Raw genomic sequence first — 18049 nt, forward strand, 5'->3', positions numbered from 1 at the left:
GATCCAACTGCTTGCTCCTGGTCAACTGCATTCATGACGTTTAATCAGAACGGGATCATTCCTCAATCAGGACGACAGCTCGCTCAGGGCGACGTCCGGTGAGCAGCTATTTTTACATTGAATTGAACGAAGTCTTGCAGTACTGGCGACGGGTGGTTTGTGCCGCTCTAGTCTGGGGATCTGTGCGCTCAAGTGACAAAGACGATGGATGGGCAGCGCCGCAGGGGGGTAAACGCCAGTTGTTTCTGTCCGCCATTGCCTTCGATTAATTCGCTCAACGGCGCTTGCGGGCGCCTGAATTCTTTGTTAGCTTCGCTAAAAATGTTATCGATAACATTTTGCTCCAAAACAATAAAAACAACAGAGAATCTCCCCATGAAAACGCTTCCAAAAACCCTGTGTTTGTTGGCTCTAAGTGTTGGATTTGTCACTGCCGGTGCCGTTCATGCGGACACCCCGGCCAAACCGCTGCGAATCGGTGCTTCCTTTCAGGAAATCAATAACCCCTATTTCGTCACCATGAAAAATGCCCTGCAGGACGCCGGCGGCAGCATCGGCGCGCAGTTGCAGATCACCGACGCCCACCATGACGTGTCCAAGCAGGTCAGCGATATTGAAGACATGCTGCAAAAGGGCATCGACATCCTGATCATCAACCCGACCGATTCGGTCGGCGTGCAGTCGGCGGTCAAGTCGGCTCATGCGGCAGGCGTGGTCGTGGTCGCAGTGGACGCCCAGGCTGACGGGCCGCTGGATTCGTTCGTCGGTTCGAAAAACTTCGACGCCGGCTTCCAGGCTTGCGAATACCTGGCCAAGAACATCGGCAACAAGGGTGATATCGGCATTCTCGACGGCATCGCCGTAGTGCCGATTCTCGAGCGCGTGCGCGGCTGCAAGGAGGCCATCGGCAAGCACCCGGATATCAAGATTGTCAGCATCCAGAACGGCAAGCAGGAGCGTGACCAGGCCCTGACCGTCACCGAGAACATGCTTCAGGCCCAGCCAGGGCTCAAGGGGTTGTTCAGTGTGAATGACAACGGCTCCCTCGGTGCCTTGTCGGCCATCGAAGCCAGCGGCCTGGACGTCAAGCTGGTCAGCGTCGATGGCGCCCCGGAGGCGATCAAGGCCATTCAGAAGCCGGGCAGCAAGTTCATCGCCACCTCGGCCCAGTACCCGCGCGATCAGATCCGCCTGGCGTTGGGCCTGGCCCTGGCCAAGAAGTGGGGCTCCCAGGTTCCTGCCACCATTCCGGTGGACATCGCTCTGATCGACCAGGCCAAGGCCAAAGACTTCAGTTGGTAAATGCCCCTGCGTCCGGCGCATCTGGCCGGGCGCAGTCATTGGTGTGAATCAATCGATGGATGAGGTTGGCAGCATGAACAGTCTTTTGAAGCTGGAAAATATCTGTAAGTCCTACCCCGGCGTGCAGGCGCTCAAGGGCATCGACCTGGAAGTGCAGCGCGGCGAAATTCACGCCTTGCTTGGCGAGAATGGCGCGGGCAAGTCGACCCTGATGAAAATCCTCGTGGGGGTCGAGCATCAGGATCAAGGGCAGATCCTGATCGACGGGCAGGCGCAGAAATTCGCCACTTATCACGATGCCATCGCCGCCGGCATCGGTATCGTGTTTCAGGAATTCAGCCTGATTCCCTATCTCAATGCTGTAGAAAACATCTTTCTCGGCCACGAACTGGTCAACGGCCTGGGCCTGCTGCGCAAGCGCGAAATGCACGACAAGGCCGCCGCGCTGTTCCTGCGTCTGGGCGTCAGCATTGATCTGCAAAGTTCGGTCCGGCACCTGAGCGTGGCTGAACAACAGTTCGTCGAAATCGCCAAGGCCCTGGCCCTGGACGCGCGCCTGCTGGTGCTCGACGAACCCACCGCGACCCTGACGCCCACCGAGGCCGAGCTGTTGTTCGACATCATGCGCGAGCTCAAGCGCCAGGGTGTGGCGGTGATTTTCATTTCTCATCACCTGGAAGAAATCTTCCAGGTCTGCGACCGCATCAGCGTGCTGCGTGACGGTAGCAATGTCGGCGTTACCGATGTGGCCGACAGCGATATCGACCGTCTGGTGGAGATGATGGTCGGGCGCCGTCTGGAAGCCAGTTTTCCGCCCAAGACCCAACAGGCCCGCGGCCCGCTGTTGCTTGAGGTCAAGGATATCCAGTTGATCCGCAACGGCCCGCACAACCATTTCGACCTGCATCAGGGCGAAATCCTCGGCTTTGCCGGGCTGGTCGGGTCCGGTCGCACGGAACTGGCCCTCGCGGTGATCGGCGCCATGCCGTCGGTGAGCAAGGACGTGCACCTGCGCGGCCATAGCGTCGCTCTGCGTGACCCGGCCCAGGCTCTGGCGCAAGGCATCGGCCTGCTGCCGGAGAGCCGCAAGAGCGAAGGGCTGATCACCGATTTCAGCATTCGCGAAAACATTTCCCTGAATAACCTCGGCAAGTACGAGCACTACCACCTGATCGACCATGGCCGCGAGAGCAGCACCACCGAAGCCTTGATGAAACAGCTGTCTATCAAAGCGCCGAGCGGTGAAAGCCGGGTGTTCAACCTCAGTGGCGGCAACCAGCAGAAGGTGGTGATCGCGCGCTGGATCAATCACAACTGCAAGATCCTGATCTTCGACGAGCCGACCCGGGGCATCGATGTCGGCGCCAAGGCCGAGATCTACGCGCTGATGCGCGCCCTCACCGAACAGGGCTACGCAATCATCATGATTTCCTCGGAGCTGCCGGAAATCATCGGCATGTGCGACCGCGTCGCGGTGTTCAACAAGGGCGCCATCGTCAAGGTGCTGGAAGCCAGCGCCGTCAACCCGCAGGAAGTCATGCGTCATGCCACCGGGAGCCACAATGAATACCTCCATTAATACCCTCATGCCAGCCAAGCTGAGCTTCAATCTGGCGCGCCTGACCCGTTCGCCGGCGTTCTTTCCCTTCGTCGGGCTGCTGGTGGTGACGCTGTTCATGATCTTCGCCAGTGACAAGTTCCTCACCTCGGCGAACCTGGAAAACATCGCTCGCCAGGTGTCGATCAACGCAATCATTGCCGTTGGCATGACCTGCGTGATTCTGACTGGCGGCATCGATCTGTCGGTGGGGCCGGTCATGGCCTTGTCCGGCACTCTCACGGCTGGGTTGATGGTCGCCGGTGTGCCGCCGGGCCTGGCGATTGGCGCCGGGATCGTCACGGGCGTGGCGTTCGGCATCGGTAACGGCGTGTTCGTCGCCTACCTGCAAATGCCGCCGATCATCGTCACCCTGGCAACCATGGGCATCGCTCGCGGCCTGGGCCTGATGTACACCGACGGTTACCCGATCTCCGGGCTGCCGGAGTGGTTCGGCTTTTTCGGCCGCGAAAGCCTGTTTGGCGTGCAGGTGCCGATTCTGATCATGCTGCTGACTTACCTGATTGCTTATGTGCTGCTGCAACACACGCGCATCGGCCGCTATATCTATGCGATTGGCGGCAATGAAGAGGCGGTGCGCCTGTCCGGCGTGCGTGCGCCGAGGTTCAAGCTGCTGGTGTATGGCATCAGTGGTTTGACCGCTGCCATCGCCGGGCTGGTGCTGAGTTCACGCTTGATGAGCGGCCAGCCCAATGCCGGGGTGTCTTTCGAACTGGACGCCATTGCCGCCGTGGTTCTGGGTGGTGCGTCGATTGCCGGTGGCCGTGGGGTGATCCTCGGCACCCTGGTCGGGGCGATGCTGCTCGGCGTACTCAACAACGGTCTGAACATGCTCGGCGTATCGCCCTATGTGCAGAGCGTCATCAAGGGCGGGATCATTTTGCTGGCGATTTTTATCAGCCGCCAACGACACAAATAAGCCGTTAACCCCCCTGTCATTGCCCCCATGGCGCCCCGGCGCCGTGACGGGCCAACTCATGCTCGAAAAAGGTTGAAGATCATGGACAAAAATACCCAAGACCAGATGCAAGCCGTTGTCTGCCACGGCCCCAAAGACTACCGCCTGGAGCGCATCGGCAAGCCCAAGGCGCGGCCCAATGAACTGGTGATCCGTATCGCTGCCTGCGGTATCTGCGCCAGCGACTGCAAGTGCCACTCGGGCGCGGCGATGTTCTGGGGCGGCGACAATCCCTGGGTCAAGGCGCCGGTGGTGCCGGGCCATGAGTTCTTTGGCTATGTGGCCGAGGTGGGCGAGGGCGCCGAGGAACTGTTCGACGTGAAGTTCGGTGACAAGGTCATCGCCGAGCAGATCGTGCCGTGTGGCAAGTGTCGTTTCTGCAAGTCCGGCAAGTACTGGATGTGCGAAGTGCACAATATCTTCGGCTTCCAGCGTGAAGTCGCCGAAGGCGGCATGGCCCAGTACATGCGCATCCCCAAGACCGCCATCGTGCACAAGATCCCCGAGTCGGTGTCCCTTGAGGATTCAGCCCTGATCGAACCCATGTCCTGCGCTATCCACACGGTCAATCGCGGTGATATCCAGCTCGACGATGTGTTGGTGATTGCCGGTGCCGGTACCCTGGGCCTGTGCATGGTCCAGGTCGCGGCACTGAAAACTCCGAAAAAACTGGTGGTCATCGACATGGTCGACGAGCGCCTGGAGCTGGCGAAAAAGTTCGGCGCCGACGTGGTGATCAATCCGTCCCGTGACGACGCCCGCGCCATTATCAACGGCCTCACCGATAACTACGGCTGCGACGTGTACATCGAAACCACCGGCGTGCCCGCAGGCGTCACCCAGGGTCTGGAGCTGATCCGCAAGCTTGGTCGTTTCGTCGAATTCAGCGTGTTCGGCGCCGAAACAAGCGCCGACTGGTCGATCATCGGTGACCGCAAAGAATTGGACGTACGTGGCGCGCACCTCGGGCCGTACTGCTACCCGGTGGCCATCGACCTGTTCGAGCGCGGCCTGATCACTTCCAAAGGCATCGTCACCCACGACTTCTCCCTCGACGACTGGGAAGAAGCCTTTGCCCTGGCCAACTCGGTGAAGTCGATCAAGGTGCTGTTGAAGCCGGCTCAGTGATGCGGGGAGCGGTCATGAACTATGTGATTGGCGTGGATATCGGTACGCAAAGTACCAAGGCGCTGTTGGTCGATGGGCAAGGTCGGATCATCGCCCAGCACAGCCAGGGTTATCGGGTCGATACGCCCAAGGTGCGCTGGGCCGAGCAATGGCCTCAGGTCTGGCTGGAGGCAGTCGAAGCCTGTGTGGTCGGCTGCCTGCAGAAGGCGGACGTGGCCAGGGAACAGATCAAGGCGCTGTGTATCAGCAGCCTGTACGGCGGTTCGGGTATTGCGGTGGATGCCGACCTGCAACCGCTGCACCCGTGCCTGATCTGGATGGATCGACGCGCCGGGGAGCAAGTGCAGTGGGTGCGGGACAATGTCGACCTGGAGCGGCTGTACGCCGTCACCGGCAACTCCGTGGACAGCTACTACGGCTTCACCAAGATGCTCTGGCTCAAGCAGCACCAACCGGATGTCTGGAGTCGCACGCGCTACCTGCTGCCGCCCAACAGCTACATCAACTATCGCCTGACCGGTGAGCTGGCGGTGGACCATAGCTCGGCGGGCAATATCGGCGGTGTCTACGATGTGGTCGGGCGCTGCTGGTCGGTGGAAATGCTTGAAGCGCTTGGTATTGATCCGGCATTGATGCCCGAGCGTCTGCTGTATTCCGGCGAAGTGGTCGGTGGCCTGTTGCCGGAGTGGGCCGAGCGTTTGGGCCTGCCGGTGGGCATGCCGATTCTGGCCGGAGGAGTCGATGCGGCCATGGCGACCCTGGCTGCCGGCGTCACCCAACCGGGCAATCATGTAGCCATGATCGGTACCAGCATGTGCTGGGGCTATCTCAACCAGCAGGTCGATGCGCGCCATGGTCTGGTTAGCATGCCCCATGTTTATAACGGTCATAAGGACCTGTATATCTTCGGCGGCACCATTACCGCCGGGGCGTCGGTCAGTTGGTTCCGTGAACAGTTCTGTCAGGCCGAGGAGTTGCAGGCCAGGGACGGCCTGGATAGCAGCCTGTGGCTGCTCGAGCAGCAGGCGGCGAAAATTGCGCCAGGCAGTGAAGGGGTGCTGTTCCTGCCCTACCTGATGGGCGAGCGCAGCCCGGTGTGGGACGACCGCGCCAGTGGCAGCTTTGTAGGCCTCAACCTGTTCCATAGCCGCTTTCACCTGTACCGCGCCGTACTCGAAGGAGTGAGTTTTGCCCTGCGCCACAATATCGAGGCCGGTACTCGTGGCGCCCACTCCCTCGATCCGCGGCTGATCGTGGTCGGGGGCGCCAGCCATTCTGACCTGTGGATGCAGATCATCGCCGACATCACCCGCTTGCCGGTCTACACCATCGTTCAGGAAGTGGAAGCGGCGCTGGGTGCCGCCTTGCTCGCCGCCCATGGCGTCGGTCTGGTGGATGACCAACAGATGGATCAGGGCTGGGTCGAACTGGAGCGGCGCGCAGAGCCGGTCGCCAGCAGCGTGGCTGCCTATGACCGCGCCTTTGTCGATTACCTGCGCCTGTATCCGGCCCTCAAACCCATCATGCACAGCCTGCAACAGGCCTGAGTCACGGAGATCGATGCAATGAACGGGATCAATTTTGATTTCAGCGGGCAGCGCATTCTGGTGACCGGCGCCAGCAGTGGCATCGGCCTGGAAATCGCCCTGCAACTGATGACCAGCGGCGCCCAGGTTTACGCCTTGGGCCGCAACCGCAAGGTGCTGCAGCAGCTGCATGCCGATGGCGCCCAGGTGCTGGCGGTGGATGTGGCTGAGAGTGCGGCGCTGGAGCAGGTTCTGAGTGAGCTGCCGGTGCTGCATGGGCTGGTTAACTGTGCGGGCGTTTCGGTACTTGAAGCGGCCAGCGCCATCAGTGCCGAAGGCTTCGACCGGGTTATGGCGGTCAATGCCCGGGCCGCCGCCCTGGTGGCCAGTCGGGTCGCGGCGGCGATGATCGCCGGGGGCGTGCAGGGCAGTATCGTCAATGTATCGAGCCAGGCTTCGCTGGTGGCCCTGGATGACCATCTGGCCTACTGCGCGTCCAAAGCCGCACTGGACGCCATGACCCGGGTGCAATGTGCCGAGTGGGGCCGTCATGGCATTCGCGTCAATAGCGTCAACCCTACGGTCACCCTGACGCCCATGGCCGCCGAAGCCTGGGCGGCACCCGCCAAGCGCGATCCGGCGTTGGCGGCCATTCCCCTGGAGCGTTTCGCCGAGTCCTCGGAAGTGGCCGGGCCTGTGCTGTTTTTGCTCAGCAACGCCGCGAGCATGATCAGCGGCGTCAGCCTGCCGGTCGATGGCGGCTATACCGCGCGCTGAGCCATTGAGCCTGTATTGGCGCGCTTTGCAGTAAACGATCGAGACCCGGGCATGGTAGCCTTTGCCTTTGGATCTCGATGCCAGGCAGTCAAAGCGTTTCGATGAGCAAGCAGAAAAACGTCACCATCAGCGACATCGCCAAGCGGGTCAACATGACCACGATCACGGTGTCCCGCGCCTTCAGCAGCCCGCATCAGGTCAAGCCTGCGACCCTTGAGCGCATCCTCGAAGTGGCCCGTGAGCTTGATTACGTGCCCAACGCCTTCGCCCGCAGCCTCAAGCGCAACGAAAGCCAGATCATCGGCCTGATCACCGCGTCAGTGGACAACCCGTTCTACAGCGAAATGATCAAGGCCATTTCCCGCGAGGCCAAGCGCCACGGCTACACCATCATGCTGGTGGACACCGACAAACTGCCGGAACTGGAAAGCAAGGCGGTGGATACGCTGTTGGGATATCGCGTGGCGGGGATCATCCTGTCACCGGTCTCGGACGAGCCGGACTACCAGCCCGCTTATCTTGAGCGCCTGGCCAACGGCAAGACCCCGGTGGTGCTGCTCGACCGTACCATCCACGACAGCAGCTTCAGCCGTGTGGTGCTGGACAACTACCACAGCGGCTTCAAGGCTGCGCAGTACCTGTTGCAGCAGAATCCGGCGATCCAGCGCCTGCTGGTGCTGACTGGCCCGGCCCATTCGCGGATCACCGAAGAGCGGCTCAAGGGGCTGCGCGCGGTATTCGATGCCCATCCCCGATTGCAGATGCATATCTATCCCGGCGACTACACCCTCGATCCGGCTTACGACGGCGCCATGGCCTACTTGCGGGACCAGCCGCCGCCGGACGCGATCATGGGCTTTAACCAGTTGATTACCATGGGGGCGCTCAAGGCCCTGCGCGCCCACGGCATTGCGCACCAGGACATCGCCATCTGCGGCATCGACCGCCTGCCGTTCGCCGATATCTTCGGCGTGCCCATCGCCTGCATCGCCCACGACGCCACCGAAGCCGGACGCCGGGCGGTGCAACTGCTGCTGGAACGCCTGCAAGACCCGCTCAGGACTATGGACAAAGTGGTGATTCCGGGGGAGCTGGAGCAGAGCAGCGGTTGAAGGGCAGTTGATTTTGTGGGAGCCGACTTGCTGGCGATCGAGTGCGAAGCGCTCGCAAGAGCGGCGGTGACTGATCTGATGCTATCGCCAGCAAGCCGGCTCCCACACGTGTTTGCGATACGCTTTAACGCTCATTCCTGCGCCGCAACGCCTCCATCGCCAGCAACAGCAGCAACGCCCCAAGCACCATCATGGTCGCGGCGGCGGCGATGGTCGGGTTGAGGTTTTCCTTGATGCCGGCAAACATCTGCATCGGCAGGGTGCGTTGCGACGGGCTGGCGAGGAACAGGGTGACCACCACTTCATCGAATGAGGTGGCGAAGGCGAACAGCGCGCCGCTCAGCACCCCCGGTGCAATCAGCGGCAGGGTCACCCGGCGAAATCCGTACCAGGGCGTGGCGCCCAGGCTCGCGGCGGCTCGGCTGAAGTTGCGATCGTAGCCCTGCAGCGTCGCATTGACGGTAATCACCACGAAAGGCACGCCGAGCACGGCATGGGCGATGACCAGTCCCAGGTAGCTGTTGAGCAGCCCCCAACTGGCAAAGAAGAAATACAGGCCCACCGCGACGATCACCACCGGCGCGACCATGGGCGAAATCAGGATCGCCATGATCAGTGCCTTGCCACGGAATTCCCCCCGGGACAGGCCGACCGACGCCAGGGTGCCCAAAACCGTGGCCAATATCGTCGCGGCCGGGGCGATCTTCAGGCTGTTGCCCAGCGCCTGCATCCAGTCGCCGGAACTGAAGAACTCGCGATACCAGCGCAGTGACAGGCCGCTCAACGGATAACTGAGGAATGAGCCTTCGTTGAACGACAGCGGCACGATGATCAGGATCGGGATGATCAGGAACATCAGCAGCCCCAGACTGTAGACACTCAGCAGTGGGCGCAGCAGGCGGATTTCCAGGGGTTCGACATGCTTCATGACGGCTCCTCAGGCAGTCTGGTTGGCAGGGCGCGAAACCTTCGCGTAGACCCAGTAGAGCAACAGCACGATGATCAACAGCTGGCTGCCCAGGGCGGTGGCCATGCCCCAGTTGATGGTGGTGTTGGTGTAGTAGGCGACGAAGTAACTGATCATCTGGTCCCCCGGCCCGCCCAGCAGGGCCGGGGTGATGTAGTACCCGATGGCCATGATGAACACCAACAGCGCGCCCGCAGTGACTCCGGCGTAGGTCTGCGGCAGGTACACCCGGCGAAACGCATAAAGCGGGTGGGCGCCGAGGGAAATGGCAGCCCGCTCATAGCGCGAATCAATGCCCTTCATCACTGCATACAGCGGCAGGATCAGGAACGGCAGAAGAATATGGGTCATGGAAATCAGCACGCCGGTGCGGTTGAACACCAGTTGCAGGGGTTTTTCCAGAATGCCCAGGTCGATCAGGCTGTTATTGATCAGCCCGCCCGATTGCAGCAGCACGATCCAGCTGGCGGTGCGCACGATCAGCGAGGTCCAGAACGGCAGCAGTACGAAGATCAGCAACAGGTTGGCCCGCCGTGGCGGCTGACGGGACAGCCAGTAGGCCAGGGGGTAGCCGAGCACCACGCAGAGCAGGGTGACCAGCCCGGCGATCAGCAGCGAGCGCTTGAGCACATCGATATACAGGGCTTTATCTGGTTCGACGGCCTTGACCTGGCCGTTGTCCAGCTTGAGGTCGAAGGCCGCCAGCCAGTAGAAACTGGTGTAGGGCTGGCCCAGTTGCTTGAGGGTGGCCCAGGTCTTGATGTCAGCCAGGGCCGGAACGCCTTTGCTCAGGCGTTCACGTACCGGTTCGCCGCTGGCAGGTAACCGGCTCAGCACCGCCGTGGACAGGCTGCGCAAGCTGCCGGTTTCATAACCCAGGCGCCGATTGAGGGCGAACAGCTGGCCATTGCCACGGGCGCTGCGCAAGTCCTCACCCAGGGCACTGAACACCGACTCACCCGGCAGCGCCTGGCCATCCCACTGTTCCAGCAGTGCCAGGGTCTTGGGCAAGGCGTTGGCGACTTCCGGGTTTTCCACGCTCTTGGTCAGCAGTGAACCGATGGGCGTGAGAAAACCAAACAGCAGCAGCGCCAGCAGCGGCAGGATCAACAACAGCGAGCGGCGCTTGTAGCTGCGCTGGGTCAGCTGCAATTGCCGACGCAGGCGCTGGCTCTGGCTGGCCGGCGTCTGCGCTTGCAGGGACAGGGCTTCGGACATGGGATTCTCCTTATGACAACCGGCCCGCACGCTATGCGCCCGGGCCGTGGATGCAGGCGCCGATGGATCAGCGCGCTGCCCAGGCGTTGAAACGCTGTTCGAGCTCTTCGCCGTGGTCGATCCAGAAGTCGGTGTTCACCTGCAACGCGCGCTCAAGGTTGGCGGGCGCGGTGGGCAGTTGTTCACGGGTCTTGGCGTCGATCAGGGGCAGGGTGTCCTTGTTGGTCGGGCCGTACGGGATATTTTCCGCGAAGACTTTCTGGTGCTGCGCCTCGTTGGCAAAGGCAATGAATTGCTCGCCCAGGGCCTTGTTCGGCGAACCCTTGACGATGGCCCAGCTGTCGATGTCATACATGCTCTCGTTCCACACCATCTTGAACGGATGGCCTTCGGCCTGGGCGGCGGAGACCCGGCCGTTATAGGCCGAGGTCATCACCACATCGCCTGCCACCAGCCATTGCAGGGGCTGCGCACCGGCTTCCCACCATTGGATATCGCTCTTGATCTTGTCGAGTTTCTTGAAGGCCCGGTCGACGCCTTCGGGGGTGCCCAGTACCTGGTACAGCTCAGCCGGTTTCACGCCATCGGCCAACAGGGCAATTTCCAGGGTGAACTTGGCGCTTTTGCGCAGGCCGCGTTTGCCGGGATAGGTCTTGGTGTCCCAGAACGATTCCCAGCCTTTGGGGGCGGTCTTGAGCTTGTCGCTGTTGTAGGTCAGGTTGGTCGACCAGAGGAAAATCCCCGCGCCGCACTCGTTGACCGCGCCTTTGACGAACTTGTTGGCGTCGCCCAGCTTGCTCCAGTCCAGGGGTTCGAACAGGCCTTCGGCGCAGCCGCGCACCAGGTCCGGGCTTTCCACCTCCACCACGTCCCAGCCCACTTGTCTGGTCTCGACCATGGCGCGGATTTTGGCCATCTCCCCGTTATATTCCCCGGCCTGCACCGTACCTTTGCCGGTGGCGGCAAACGGTTGGTAGAAGGCTTTGTCCTGGGCCTCTTTGTTCAGGCCGCCGAACGACACGACGGTCAGTGATTGCGCGTTCACCTGGCCAGCAACGGCAGCCAGAACGGTCAGTGCAGCAAAACGCTTGAGCATGGCAAGTATCCTGAAGTCATTAACGTTGGGGTGGGAAGTCGGTTCAAGCAGGCAGGGCGTCCAGCGCCGAAGCGTCAGCGCTGTGCCAACAGACGCGAAGGCTGTGGCCCTCGCGCCAGTCCGGTTGCATCTGGGCGATGGGCACCTTGACGTTGAAGTCGCGGTTGCCGGCAACGTCGAGGCGGATGCGTACGTGGTCGCCCAGATAAATGCATTCTTCGATGCGCCCGGCCAGGTGACTGTCATAGCGGCCATCACCGTCGAGGATCACCCGCTCGGAGCGGATCGACAGAGTGGTGCGGCTGCCACTGACAAGACCGGGAGTGCTGCGGGCAAACAGTTCCTCGCCCTGGTCGAGGCGCACCTGGCAGCGGTCGGCAGTGAATCTGCCCAGGACTCCCGGCAGTACGTTGGTATCGCCCATGAAGGTGGCGACGAAGGTATTGGCCGGGCGCTCGTACAGGGCTTGCGGGGTGTCGACTTGCTGGATGACGCCGTCGTTGAAGATCGCCACGCGGTCGGACAGGGTCAGGGCTTCCGCCTGATCGTGAGTGACGAACACCACAGTCAGGCCGAGCTCGCGATGCAGGCGGCGGATTTCCAGTTGCATCTGCTCGCGCAACTGCTTGTCCAGGGCGCCGAGGGGTTCGTCCATCAGCACCAGCTTGGGCTCGAACACCAAGGCACGGGCCAGGGCGATGCGTTGCTGCTGGCCGCCGGACAGCTGACTCGGATAGCGATTGGCCAGGGCACTCAGGCGCACCATATCAAGGGCCTTGAGCACCTTGTCTTCGATGTCATGGCGCTTCAAGCCGCGCACCTGCAGAGGGAAGGCCATGTTCTCGGCCACAGTCATGTGCGGGAACAGCGCGTAGTTCTGGAACACCATGCCGATCCCGCGCTTGTGCGCCGGAACACTTTCGATGGCCTTGCCTTCGAGAAAAATTTGCCCCTCGGTCGGGGTCTCGAAGCCTGCCAGCATCATCAGGCTGGTGGTCTTGCCGGAGCCGGACGGGCCGAGAAGGGTCAGAAATTCGCCCCGGGCCACGTCCAGGTCGAGGTGTTTGACCACTGTTTTCAGGCCGTCGTAACTTTTTTCCACGCCTTTGAAACGGACGAAGGCGGCGGCATCGTTACTGGTCATCTCAAACCCTCCACTTATGCAGTCTGCATTAAAATATGATGCATCATGTTTTTATTGAAAGCAGATTTTGTGCCAGCCAACTCGAACCGCCGGGTTACGGCGGCTTCGGGGGCGGGCGCAAGCCTTGGCGCACCAGGGCTGTGCCGTAGCGTTTGAATCGAGGATGCAATGCCCCAGAGCGGGGAGTTGAGGACGCCGGGAGGCTCAGCGCAGCGCGAGCAGGGTGGCGTCCAGGCGTTCGAGCAGCAGATCGGCGTGTTCCCGGGCAAATACCAGGGGCGGGCGGATCTTGAGGATATTGGCCTTGGGGCCGGTGGCGCTGATCAGTACCTGGCGTTGGCGCATGCCGTTGACCACGGCGGCTGCGGCCTGGGTCGCCGGTGCCTGGGTGTGGCGATCGGTAACCAGCTCGACGCCAATAAACAGCCCTTCGCCGCGAACGTCGCCAATAAGCTCATGACGCTCGGATAGTTCCAGCAGGCCCTGGCGCAGATAAGCACCGACGTCGCGGGCATTGCCTTGCAGGTCCTGCTCGCGCAATACGTTGAGCACTGCCTGCGCGGCCTGGCACGACACCGGGTTGCCGCCGTAGGTATTGAAGTAACGTTGCTGACGGCCGAACTGATCGAACAATGCTGAACGGCCGACCACACCCGCCACTGGATGACCGTTGCCCATGGGTTTGCCCAGAGTGACCAGGTCCGGTGTCACCACATCGCGCTGAAAGCCCCAGCGCTGCCCGCCAGTGCGACCGAAGCCCGGTTGCACTTCATCGGCGATATACAGGCCGCCGGCCTCGCGCACGCATTGCGCAGCGGCGGCCAGTTCGCCAGTGGCCGGGCTGAACACGCCGTCGCTGGAGAAAATACTGTCCACCAGTAGCGCCGCAGGCTTGATGCCCTGGGCCTGCATGTCGGCCAAAGCAGCCTTTACGCTGGCGACGAAGTCGTTTTCCTTGCGATAGGAATCCGGTGCGTCCACCAATCGCACATGGGCCGCTGTCGGCAGGCCGGTGGCCAGGGACGGCGAGACCTCGGCCAGGGCGCTGGTCACGCCGTGATAGGCCCAGCGGGTCACCAGAATACCGGTGCCACCGCTATGGCAGCGGGCGATGCGCAGGGCCAGGTCATTGGCCTCGCTGCCGGTGCAGGTCATGGTCAGGTTGTTCAATTGCTCGGGGAATTCGCTGAGCAAATCTTCGGCGTAGTCGACGATGGATGGATGCAGGTAGCGGGTGTGGGTATTGAGCTGGGCGCTCTGTTCGGCGATGGCGCGCACCACAGCCGGGTGGCAATGACCGATGGAGGCGACATTGTTATAGGCATCGAGGTACGGCGTGTTGTCCTTGTCGTAGAGCCAGACACCCTCGCCACGCACCGGCGCGAAGGGTTCTTCATAGAACAGGCGATAGCTGGCGCCCAGGGCCTGTTGGCGGCGGGCGAGCAACTCAGCGGCGGTGGGCGAACTCATAAAGCCTCCGGCGTGCAGGCGTTGATCAGGCTGTCGGTGAGCATGCCAGCGGGCATGGCGGTCAGGCATTGCAGGTTGCGCCAGGTGGTACTCAGGTTGCGCAACACATAGTCGCGGTTTTCCGGGTACAGGCTGGCACGCCACTGGGCGATGGTAATGGCCATGGCCATACGCAAGGTGATCAGGTCGCCGAGCACCGCCAATTCCTCGGTTTGTAGCGGGATGCGGGCGTTATAGGCGGCAACGAAGGCCTTGATCAGCCACAGCGGATCACTGGCATCAGCGTCGACCTGATAGGACAGCGCCGTGCCCAGCTCGTTGATCAGCGGCGCATGCAGGGCATCGCCAAAGTCGATGATCGCCGCGACCCGGCTGCCGGTCTCGCAATCGAGCATGACGTTATGGGGGTTGAGATCATTGTGGATCACCTGGGCGCGCAATCTGGCCAGTTGCGGTTTCACCTGCTGTTCGTGGTGGTCCAGCAAGGCCGATACCAAGGGCAATTGCTCGGCATCCAGACAGTGCATATAGGGCCTGACCCGCTCGGCATGGCCGACATCCCACAGCAGGTCGCGCTGGGCAGCGGGGTGATGGAAGTCTTTCAGCGCCAGGTTCACTTGCGCCAGGGTGCTGCCTAGTTCGTGCATCAGGGCCACGCTCGGTGTACCGAGATTTTGCGAGATACCGTCGAGATAGGTGACGGTGCGCAGGGTCAGATTCTGGCCCTGCACCACGACCCTGGGTTCGAATTCGCCGCTGCGCGCCGCCAGCATCCGCGGCACCGGCAAGTGCGCGCCGTGACGCTCGATATGCAACAGCGCCTGGGTCTGGAAGCTGATGACGCTGGGGTCTTCGGCGGGGTTTATGAATTTCAGCACGAAGGCTTCACTGGCTGTACGCACCAGGAAATTCGCATCGCGCTCGCCATTGAGCAGCTTCAGCGTGCCTTCCAGGCCATAGGTTTGCCGGGCAATGTCCAGGGCCTTGAGGTGATCGATAGTCGGCGCCTGCGTGGTCATCAGCTCGGCGCAACTGACAGCGGCCAATGCAGTCTCAGACATGCTGCCCACCGTTGACATGGATCTCCGCGCCGTTCACATACGAGGCGCCACTGGTGCACAGGAAATAGACCAGCGAGGCCACTTCCTCGGGCTTGCCGAGACGATGCATGGGCACCGAGCGCTCGACGATGTCGGCGGTGCCGGGGGACAGGATCGAGGTGTCGATCTCGCCCGGGGCAATGGCATTGACCCGTACGCCATGGGGGCCGAAGTCGTAGGCCATTTCCCGGGTCAGGGCGGAGAGGGCGGCCTTGGAGGTGGAGTAGGCGACCCCGGCGAAAGGATGCACCTTGGACCCGGCAATGGAGGTGACATTGATGATGCTGCCCTTGGCGGCTTTCAGTTCCTCGAACAGGCCTCGGGCCAACAGTGCGGTGGAGAACAGATTGACGTTGAACACCTTGATCCAGGTGGCGTAGTCGCTTTCCAGTACGCCCATGCGGCTGCCATTTGCGCCTTTGGGGGAGATACCGGCATTGTTCACCAAGGCATCGAGACGGCCGCCCAGCTTGTCCTTGATCGCCGCCATGCTGTCGCTGACGCTGTCGATATCTTCCAGATCCAGGTGGATATGGTTGAGCAGACCCTCGGCCCAGGGGCATTCGGCGACCCAGTTCTGCCGCGAGGCGGTAAAGACTTCCCAGCCCGCCGCGTTGAAATGCTTGACGGTGGCATGACCGATGCCCCGGCTGGCGCCGGTCAGTAACAGCTTTTTCTTGTCGCCCATGATCGATCTCCATTGTTTTGAAGTTTGATGCATCATGTTTTTTAGCGGCGAGCCTGTCAATAGGCCAACCGCCAATCGGTTACTCGGTGAGGGTTTCCTGGCTCACGGCGATAAACTCCAGCATTTTCTGATTGCCGTCGAGGATATCGGTCTGAATGGCATGTTTGGCCGCTGGCGCATCCTTCTGCCGCAGGGCATCGAGGATTTCCTGATGGTGCTCAATGGCCATGGTTAGCGAGAAATGCGCATAGGCCTGGGCGATCAACGGCCCGGCGCGCATCCACAGGCTGTCCAGATAGCCGCGCAGCAGCGGCATGCGCGCGGCTTCGGCGATCAGGAAGTGGAATTCACTGTTCAGGCGCAGGGCCAATGGCAAGTCATGCTGATCGATGGCCTGCAGGTTGAGCTGGATATTGGTCTCGATGCGCTTGAGATCGGCAGAGGTGGCGACCCGCGCGGCTGTTTCTGCGCCCAGGCCTTCCAGATTCAGGCGCAGGGTGCGGATTTCCAGGTAGGCGGCGCTGTCGAGCACCGGTACCCGGATGTCCTTGGGCGTCTTCAGCACCAGGGCCTTTTCCTTGGCCAGTTGCAGGATAGCGTCCCGCACCGGCGTGACACTGGTGCCCAGTTGCGCGGCCAATTCCCGAATACGCAGGCGATCATCGGGCTTGAGCCCGCCGGTGATCAGCGCATTGCGCAATTGCGCATAGACATTGCTGCCCAGGTAGGTGTGGGTAATGGCATCGAGGGGGTAGGACATGGATCACCGAGTGCATGGAGCCGTTTTGCCGGTGACTATACAACATGATGCATTGGCGGCTTTGGCGAAGATCGGGAAAAAGTGCGTGATGTTTTGGGTCTAAGCCTTGGTCTAGGTCCTGCGCAATTCACTGGGACTCACGCCCAACCGCTGCTTGAACACGGTCGCCATATGCGCCTGACTGGCAAAACCACAGGCCAGGGCGATATCGCTCAGGCTGCGCGCCGGATCGCGCAGCAGGTCACGGGCACGCTCCAGGCGGCGGTCGATCAGGTAGCTGTGGGGGCTTTTACCCAAGGTCTGTTTGCAGGCCCGGGTGAAAAAGCCTTCGGACAGGTCCAGCAACTGCGCCATGTCCTGCACGCTCAACGGCTCGCCCAATCCGGCATCGATAAATTCGTCGAGCAGGCGCAGGCGTTTGCCGGTCAGGGTGCCGAGGGGGGACGCGGCGGACAGCCGATCTGCGTTTGCCCGAGCGGCCAGTGCCAGGGCCCAATCCTGCCAGTCATCCGTTGCCGAAGGACGTAACAGGGCTGCACGCATGCGTTGCGCCAGGAGCATGGCCAGGGGGTCGATGCGGTTATTGAACGGCTGACCACCACTCAGCGTTGCGCTGTCGGTGCGTATCAGGCGCAGGTATTCACCGCCCTGGCTCGATGCGGAAAACACGTCGCAGCCCATGGGCACAAAGGCCAGGCCATTGGGCGTGGCATCGAAGGGGCGAATGCGGTCGCTGCCAATGGCATGCACGCCGCGCTGGCTGTCGAAGGCAAAGCCGATGGCGGCCTGGCTGGCGATATAGCGAGCCTCGTAGGGCGCGCCGGGCAATAACTCGATCACCCACGGCCCGGCCTCGGCGCGGCGTACCGGTTCGCTGGGGGGCTGTGGAGGTAGTCGGGTTTGGCGAGTCATAAGCGTTATCTTACTCAACAGATCTTGTCGTGTCCTTGCCATGAATTGAATCTGCAACCCCTGTAGGACCGGCTTTAGCCGGGAGGGCGTGCTCGCGGCTAAAGCCGCTTGTGTCTGCAAGAAGAGTTAAAGTCATAGGTGAGAGGGGTGAATGGCAAGCTGATAAGCCGACGTGCCCTAGAGCACGGGTAGGAGCCTAGCTGCCATTCACCCTTCCACTCTGGCCCCAAAGCCCGAACAGTTGAATGAGCGCCAACTCGAACCAACAAGCGT

General features: G+C 61.7%; 17 protein-coding genes. 7 read left to right on the forward strand and 10 right to left on the reverse strand.

Features of this window, described 5'->3' with window-relative positions; genetic code table 11:
- Nucleotides 1-188 precede the first annotated feature (188 nt).
- A complete protein-coding gene (locus tag M2401_RS23430) occupies nt 189-377 on the reverse strand; it encodes a hypothetical protein (protein WP_259106240.1) in 189 nt (62 codons plus the stop codon).
- Here M2401_RS23430 and M2401_RS23435 point away from each other — a divergent pair.
- From M2401_RS23435 to M2401_RS23465, 7 genes are all read left to right on the forward strand, one after another.
- On the forward strand, nt 376-1302 hold the full coding sequence (locus M2401_RS23435) for a substrate-binding domain-containing protein (protein ID WP_259106242.1): 927 nt from the start codon (nt 376-378) through the stop codon (nt 1300-1302). The two genes, M2401_RS23430 and M2401_RS23435, sit on opposite strands and share 2 nt — an antisense overlap.
- 73 nt (nt 1303-1375) lie before the next feature.
- Nucleotides 1376-2881, forward strand: a complete 1506-nt coding sequence (locus M2401_RS23440) for a sugar ABC transporter ATP-binding protein (protein WP_259106244.1) — start codon at nt 1376-1378, stop codon at nt 2879-2881.
- The gene (locus M2401_RS23445) at nt 2847-3839 is read left to right on the forward strand and encodes an ABC transporter permease (RefSeq protein WP_259106246.1); all 993 of its coding nucleotides are present in this window, start codon (nt 2847-2849) and stop codon (nt 3837-3839) included. The genes M2401_RS23440 and M2401_RS23445 overlap by 35 nt, the downstream gene beginning before the upstream one ends.
- 81 nt (nt 3840-3920) lie before the next feature.
- Nucleotides 3921-5006, forward strand: coding sequence for an alcohol dehydrogenase catalytic domain-containing protein (locus M2401_RS23450; RefSeq protein ID WP_259106248.1), 1086 nt, complete (start codon nt 3921-3923; stop codon nt 5004-5006).
- Nucleotides 5007-5020: 14 nt separating this feature from the next.
- On the forward strand, nt 5021-6553 hold the full coding sequence (locus tag M2401_RS23455; RefSeq protein ID WP_259106250.1) for an FGGY-family carbohydrate kinase: 1533 nt from the start codon (nt 5021-5023) through the stop codon (nt 6551-6553).
- A gap of 18 nt (nt 6554-6571) precedes the next feature.
- On the forward strand, nt 6572-7309 hold the full coding sequence (locus M2401_RS23460; RefSeq protein WP_259106252.1) for an SDR family oxidoreductase: 738 nt from the start codon (nt 6572-6574) through the stop codon (nt 7307-7309).
- A gap of 101 nt (nt 7310-7410) precedes the next feature.
- A complete protein-coding gene (locus tag M2401_RS23465) occupies nt 7411-8421 on the forward strand; it encodes a LacI family DNA-binding transcriptional regulator (RefSeq protein ID WP_259106253.1) in 1011 nt (336 codons plus the stop codon).
- Nucleotides 8422-8545: 124 nt separating this feature from the next.
- Here the strand turns inward: M2401_RS23465 and M2401_RS23470 are convergent, their stop codons facing one another.
- The 9 genes from M2401_RS23470 to M2401_RS23510 all read right to left on the reverse strand — a co-directional run bounded on the left by M2401_RS23470 (nt 8546) and on the right by M2401_RS23510 (nt 17776).
- On the reverse strand, nt 8546-9349 hold the full coding sequence (locus M2401_RS23470) for an ABC transporter permease (RefSeq protein ID WP_409033969.1): 804 nt from the start codon (nt 9347-9349) through the stop codon (nt 8546-8548).
- 9 nt (nt 9350-9358) lie between these two features.
- The gene (locus M2401_RS23475; RefSeq protein ID WP_259106255.1) at nt 9359-10606 is read right to left on the reverse strand and encodes an ABC transporter permease; all 1248 of its coding nucleotides are present in this window, start codon (nt 10604-10606) and stop codon (nt 9359-9361) included.
- Nucleotides 10607-10673: 67 nt separating this feature from the next.
- The gene (locus M2401_RS23480) at nt 10674-11702 is read right to left on the reverse strand and encodes an ABC transporter substrate-binding protein (RefSeq protein ID WP_259106257.1); all 1029 of its coding nucleotides are present in this window, start codon (nt 11700-11702) and stop codon (nt 10674-10676) included.
- Nucleotides 11703-11745: 43 nt separating this feature from the next.
- Nucleotides 11746-12846 carry an ABC transporter ATP-binding protein gene (locus M2401_RS23485; RefSeq protein WP_259106266.1) on the reverse strand — a complete coding sequence of 367 codons (1101 nt, stop codon included), beginning with the start codon at nt 12844-12846 and terminating at the stop codon, nt 11746-11748.
- Nucleotides 12847-13050: 204 nt separating this feature from the next.
- Entirely contained in the window at nt 13051-14316 is a 1266-nt protein-coding gene (locus M2401_RS23490) for an aspartate aminotransferase family protein (protein ID WP_259106268.1), read from the reverse strand.
- Nucleotides 14313-15377 carry a phosphotransferase gene (locus tag M2401_RS23495; RefSeq protein WP_259106270.1) on the reverse strand — a complete coding sequence of 355 codons (1065 nt, stop codon included), beginning with the start codon at nt 15375-15377 and terminating at the stop codon, nt 14313-14315. The genes M2401_RS23490 and M2401_RS23495 overlap by 4 nt, the downstream gene beginning before the upstream one ends.
- The gene (locus tag M2401_RS23500) at nt 15370-16104 is read right to left on the reverse strand and encodes an SDR family NAD(P)-dependent oxidoreductase (RefSeq protein ID WP_259106272.1); all 735 of its coding nucleotides are present in this window, start codon (nt 16102-16104) and stop codon (nt 15370-15372) included. Before M2401_RS23500 ends, M2401_RS23495 begins: the two co-directional genes overlap by 8 nt.
- Nucleotides 16105-16183: 79 nt before the next feature.
- Nucleotides 16184-16864 carry a GntR family transcriptional regulator gene (locus M2401_RS23505; RefSeq protein ID WP_259106274.1) on the reverse strand — a complete coding sequence of 227 codons (681 nt, stop codon included), beginning with the start codon at nt 16862-16864 and terminating at the stop codon, nt 16184-16186.
- A gap of 111 nt (nt 16865-16975) precedes the next feature.
- Nucleotides 16976-17776, reverse strand: coding sequence for a helix-turn-helix transcriptional regulator (locus M2401_RS23510; RefSeq protein ID WP_259106276.1), 801 nt, complete (start codon nt 17774-17776; stop codon nt 16976-16978).
- Nucleotides 17777-18049 lie beyond the last annotated feature (273 nt).

Origin of the sequence: Pseudomonas sp. JUb42 (assembly GCF_024807945.1) — a bacterium.
In the GTDB taxonomy this organism is placed as follows: Bacteria; Pseudomonadota; Gammaproteobacteria; order Pseudomonadales; family Pseudomonadaceae; genus Aquipseudomonas.

What these genes read in the sequence shown, in the direction of transcription:
- M2401_RS23435 (WP_259106242.1), top strand. Translation starts at nt 376, where the DNA reads ATGAAAACGCTTCCAAAAACCCTGTGTTTGTTGGCTCTAAGTGTTGGA.
- M2401_RS23430 (WP_259106240.1), bottom strand. Translation starts at nt 377, where the DNA reads ATGGGGAGATTCTCTGTTGTTTTTATTGTTTTGGAGCAAAATGTTATC.
- M2401_RS23440 (WP_259106244.1), top strand. Translation starts at nt 1,376, where the DNA reads ATGAACAGTCTTTTGAAGCTGGAAAATATCTGTAAGTCCTACCCCGGC.
- M2401_RS23445 (WP_259106246.1), top strand. Translation starts at nt 2,847, where the DNA reads ATGCCACCGGGAGCCACAATGAATACCTCCATTAATACCCTCATGCCA.
- M2401_RS23450 (WP_259106248.1), top strand. Translation starts at nt 3,921, where the DNA reads ATGGACAAAAATACCCAAGACCAGATGCAAGCCGTTGTCTGCCACGGC.
- M2401_RS23455 (WP_259106250.1), top strand. Translation starts at nt 5,021, where the DNA reads ATGAACTATGTGATTGGCGTGGATATCGGTACGCAAAGTACCAAGGCG.
- M2401_RS23460 (WP_259106252.1), top strand. Translation starts at nt 6,572, where the DNA reads ATGAACGGGATCAATTTTGATTTCAGCGGGCAGCGCATTCTGGTGACC.
- M2401_RS23465 (WP_259106253.1), top strand. Translation starts at nt 7,411, where the DNA reads ATGAGCAAGCAGAAAAACGTCACCATCAGCGACATCGCCAAGCGGGTC.
- M2401_RS23470 (WP_409033969.1), bottom strand. Translation starts at nt 9,349, where the DNA reads ATGAAGCATGTCGAACCCCTGGAAATCCGCCTGCTGCGCCCACTGCTG.
- M2401_RS23475 (WP_259106255.1), bottom strand. Translation starts at nt 10,606, where the DNA reads ATGTCCGAAGCCCTGTCCCTGCAAGCGCAGACGCCGGCCAGCCAGAGC.
- M2401_RS23480 (WP_259106257.1), bottom strand. Translation starts at nt 11,702, where the DNA reads ATGCTCAAGCGTTTTGCTGCACTGACCGTTCTGGCTGCCGTTGCTGGC.
- M2401_RS23485 (WP_259106266.1), bottom strand. Translation starts at nt 12,846, where the DNA reads ATGACCAGTAACGATGCCGCCGCCTTCGTCCGTTTCAAAGGCGTGGAA.
- M2401_RS23490 (WP_259106268.1), bottom strand. Translation starts at nt 14,316, where the DNA reads ATGAGTTCGCCCACCGCCGCTGAGTTGCTCGCCCGCCGCCAACAGGCC.
- M2401_RS23495 (WP_259106270.1), bottom strand. Translation starts at nt 15,377, where the DNA reads ATGTCTGAGACTGCATTGGCCGCTGTCAGTTGCGCCGAGCTGATGACC.
- M2401_RS23500 (WP_259106272.1), bottom strand. Translation starts at nt 16,104, where the DNA reads ATGGGCGACAAGAAAAAGCTGTTACTGACCGGCGCCAGCCGGGGCATC.
- M2401_RS23505 (WP_259106274.1), bottom strand. Translation starts at nt 16,864, where the DNA reads ATGTCCTACCCCCTCGATGCCATTACCCACACCTACCTGGGCAGCAAT.
- M2401_RS23510 (WP_259106276.1), bottom strand. Translation starts at nt 17,776, where the DNA reads ATGACTCGCCAAACCCGACTACCTCCACAGCCCCCCAGCGAACCGGTA.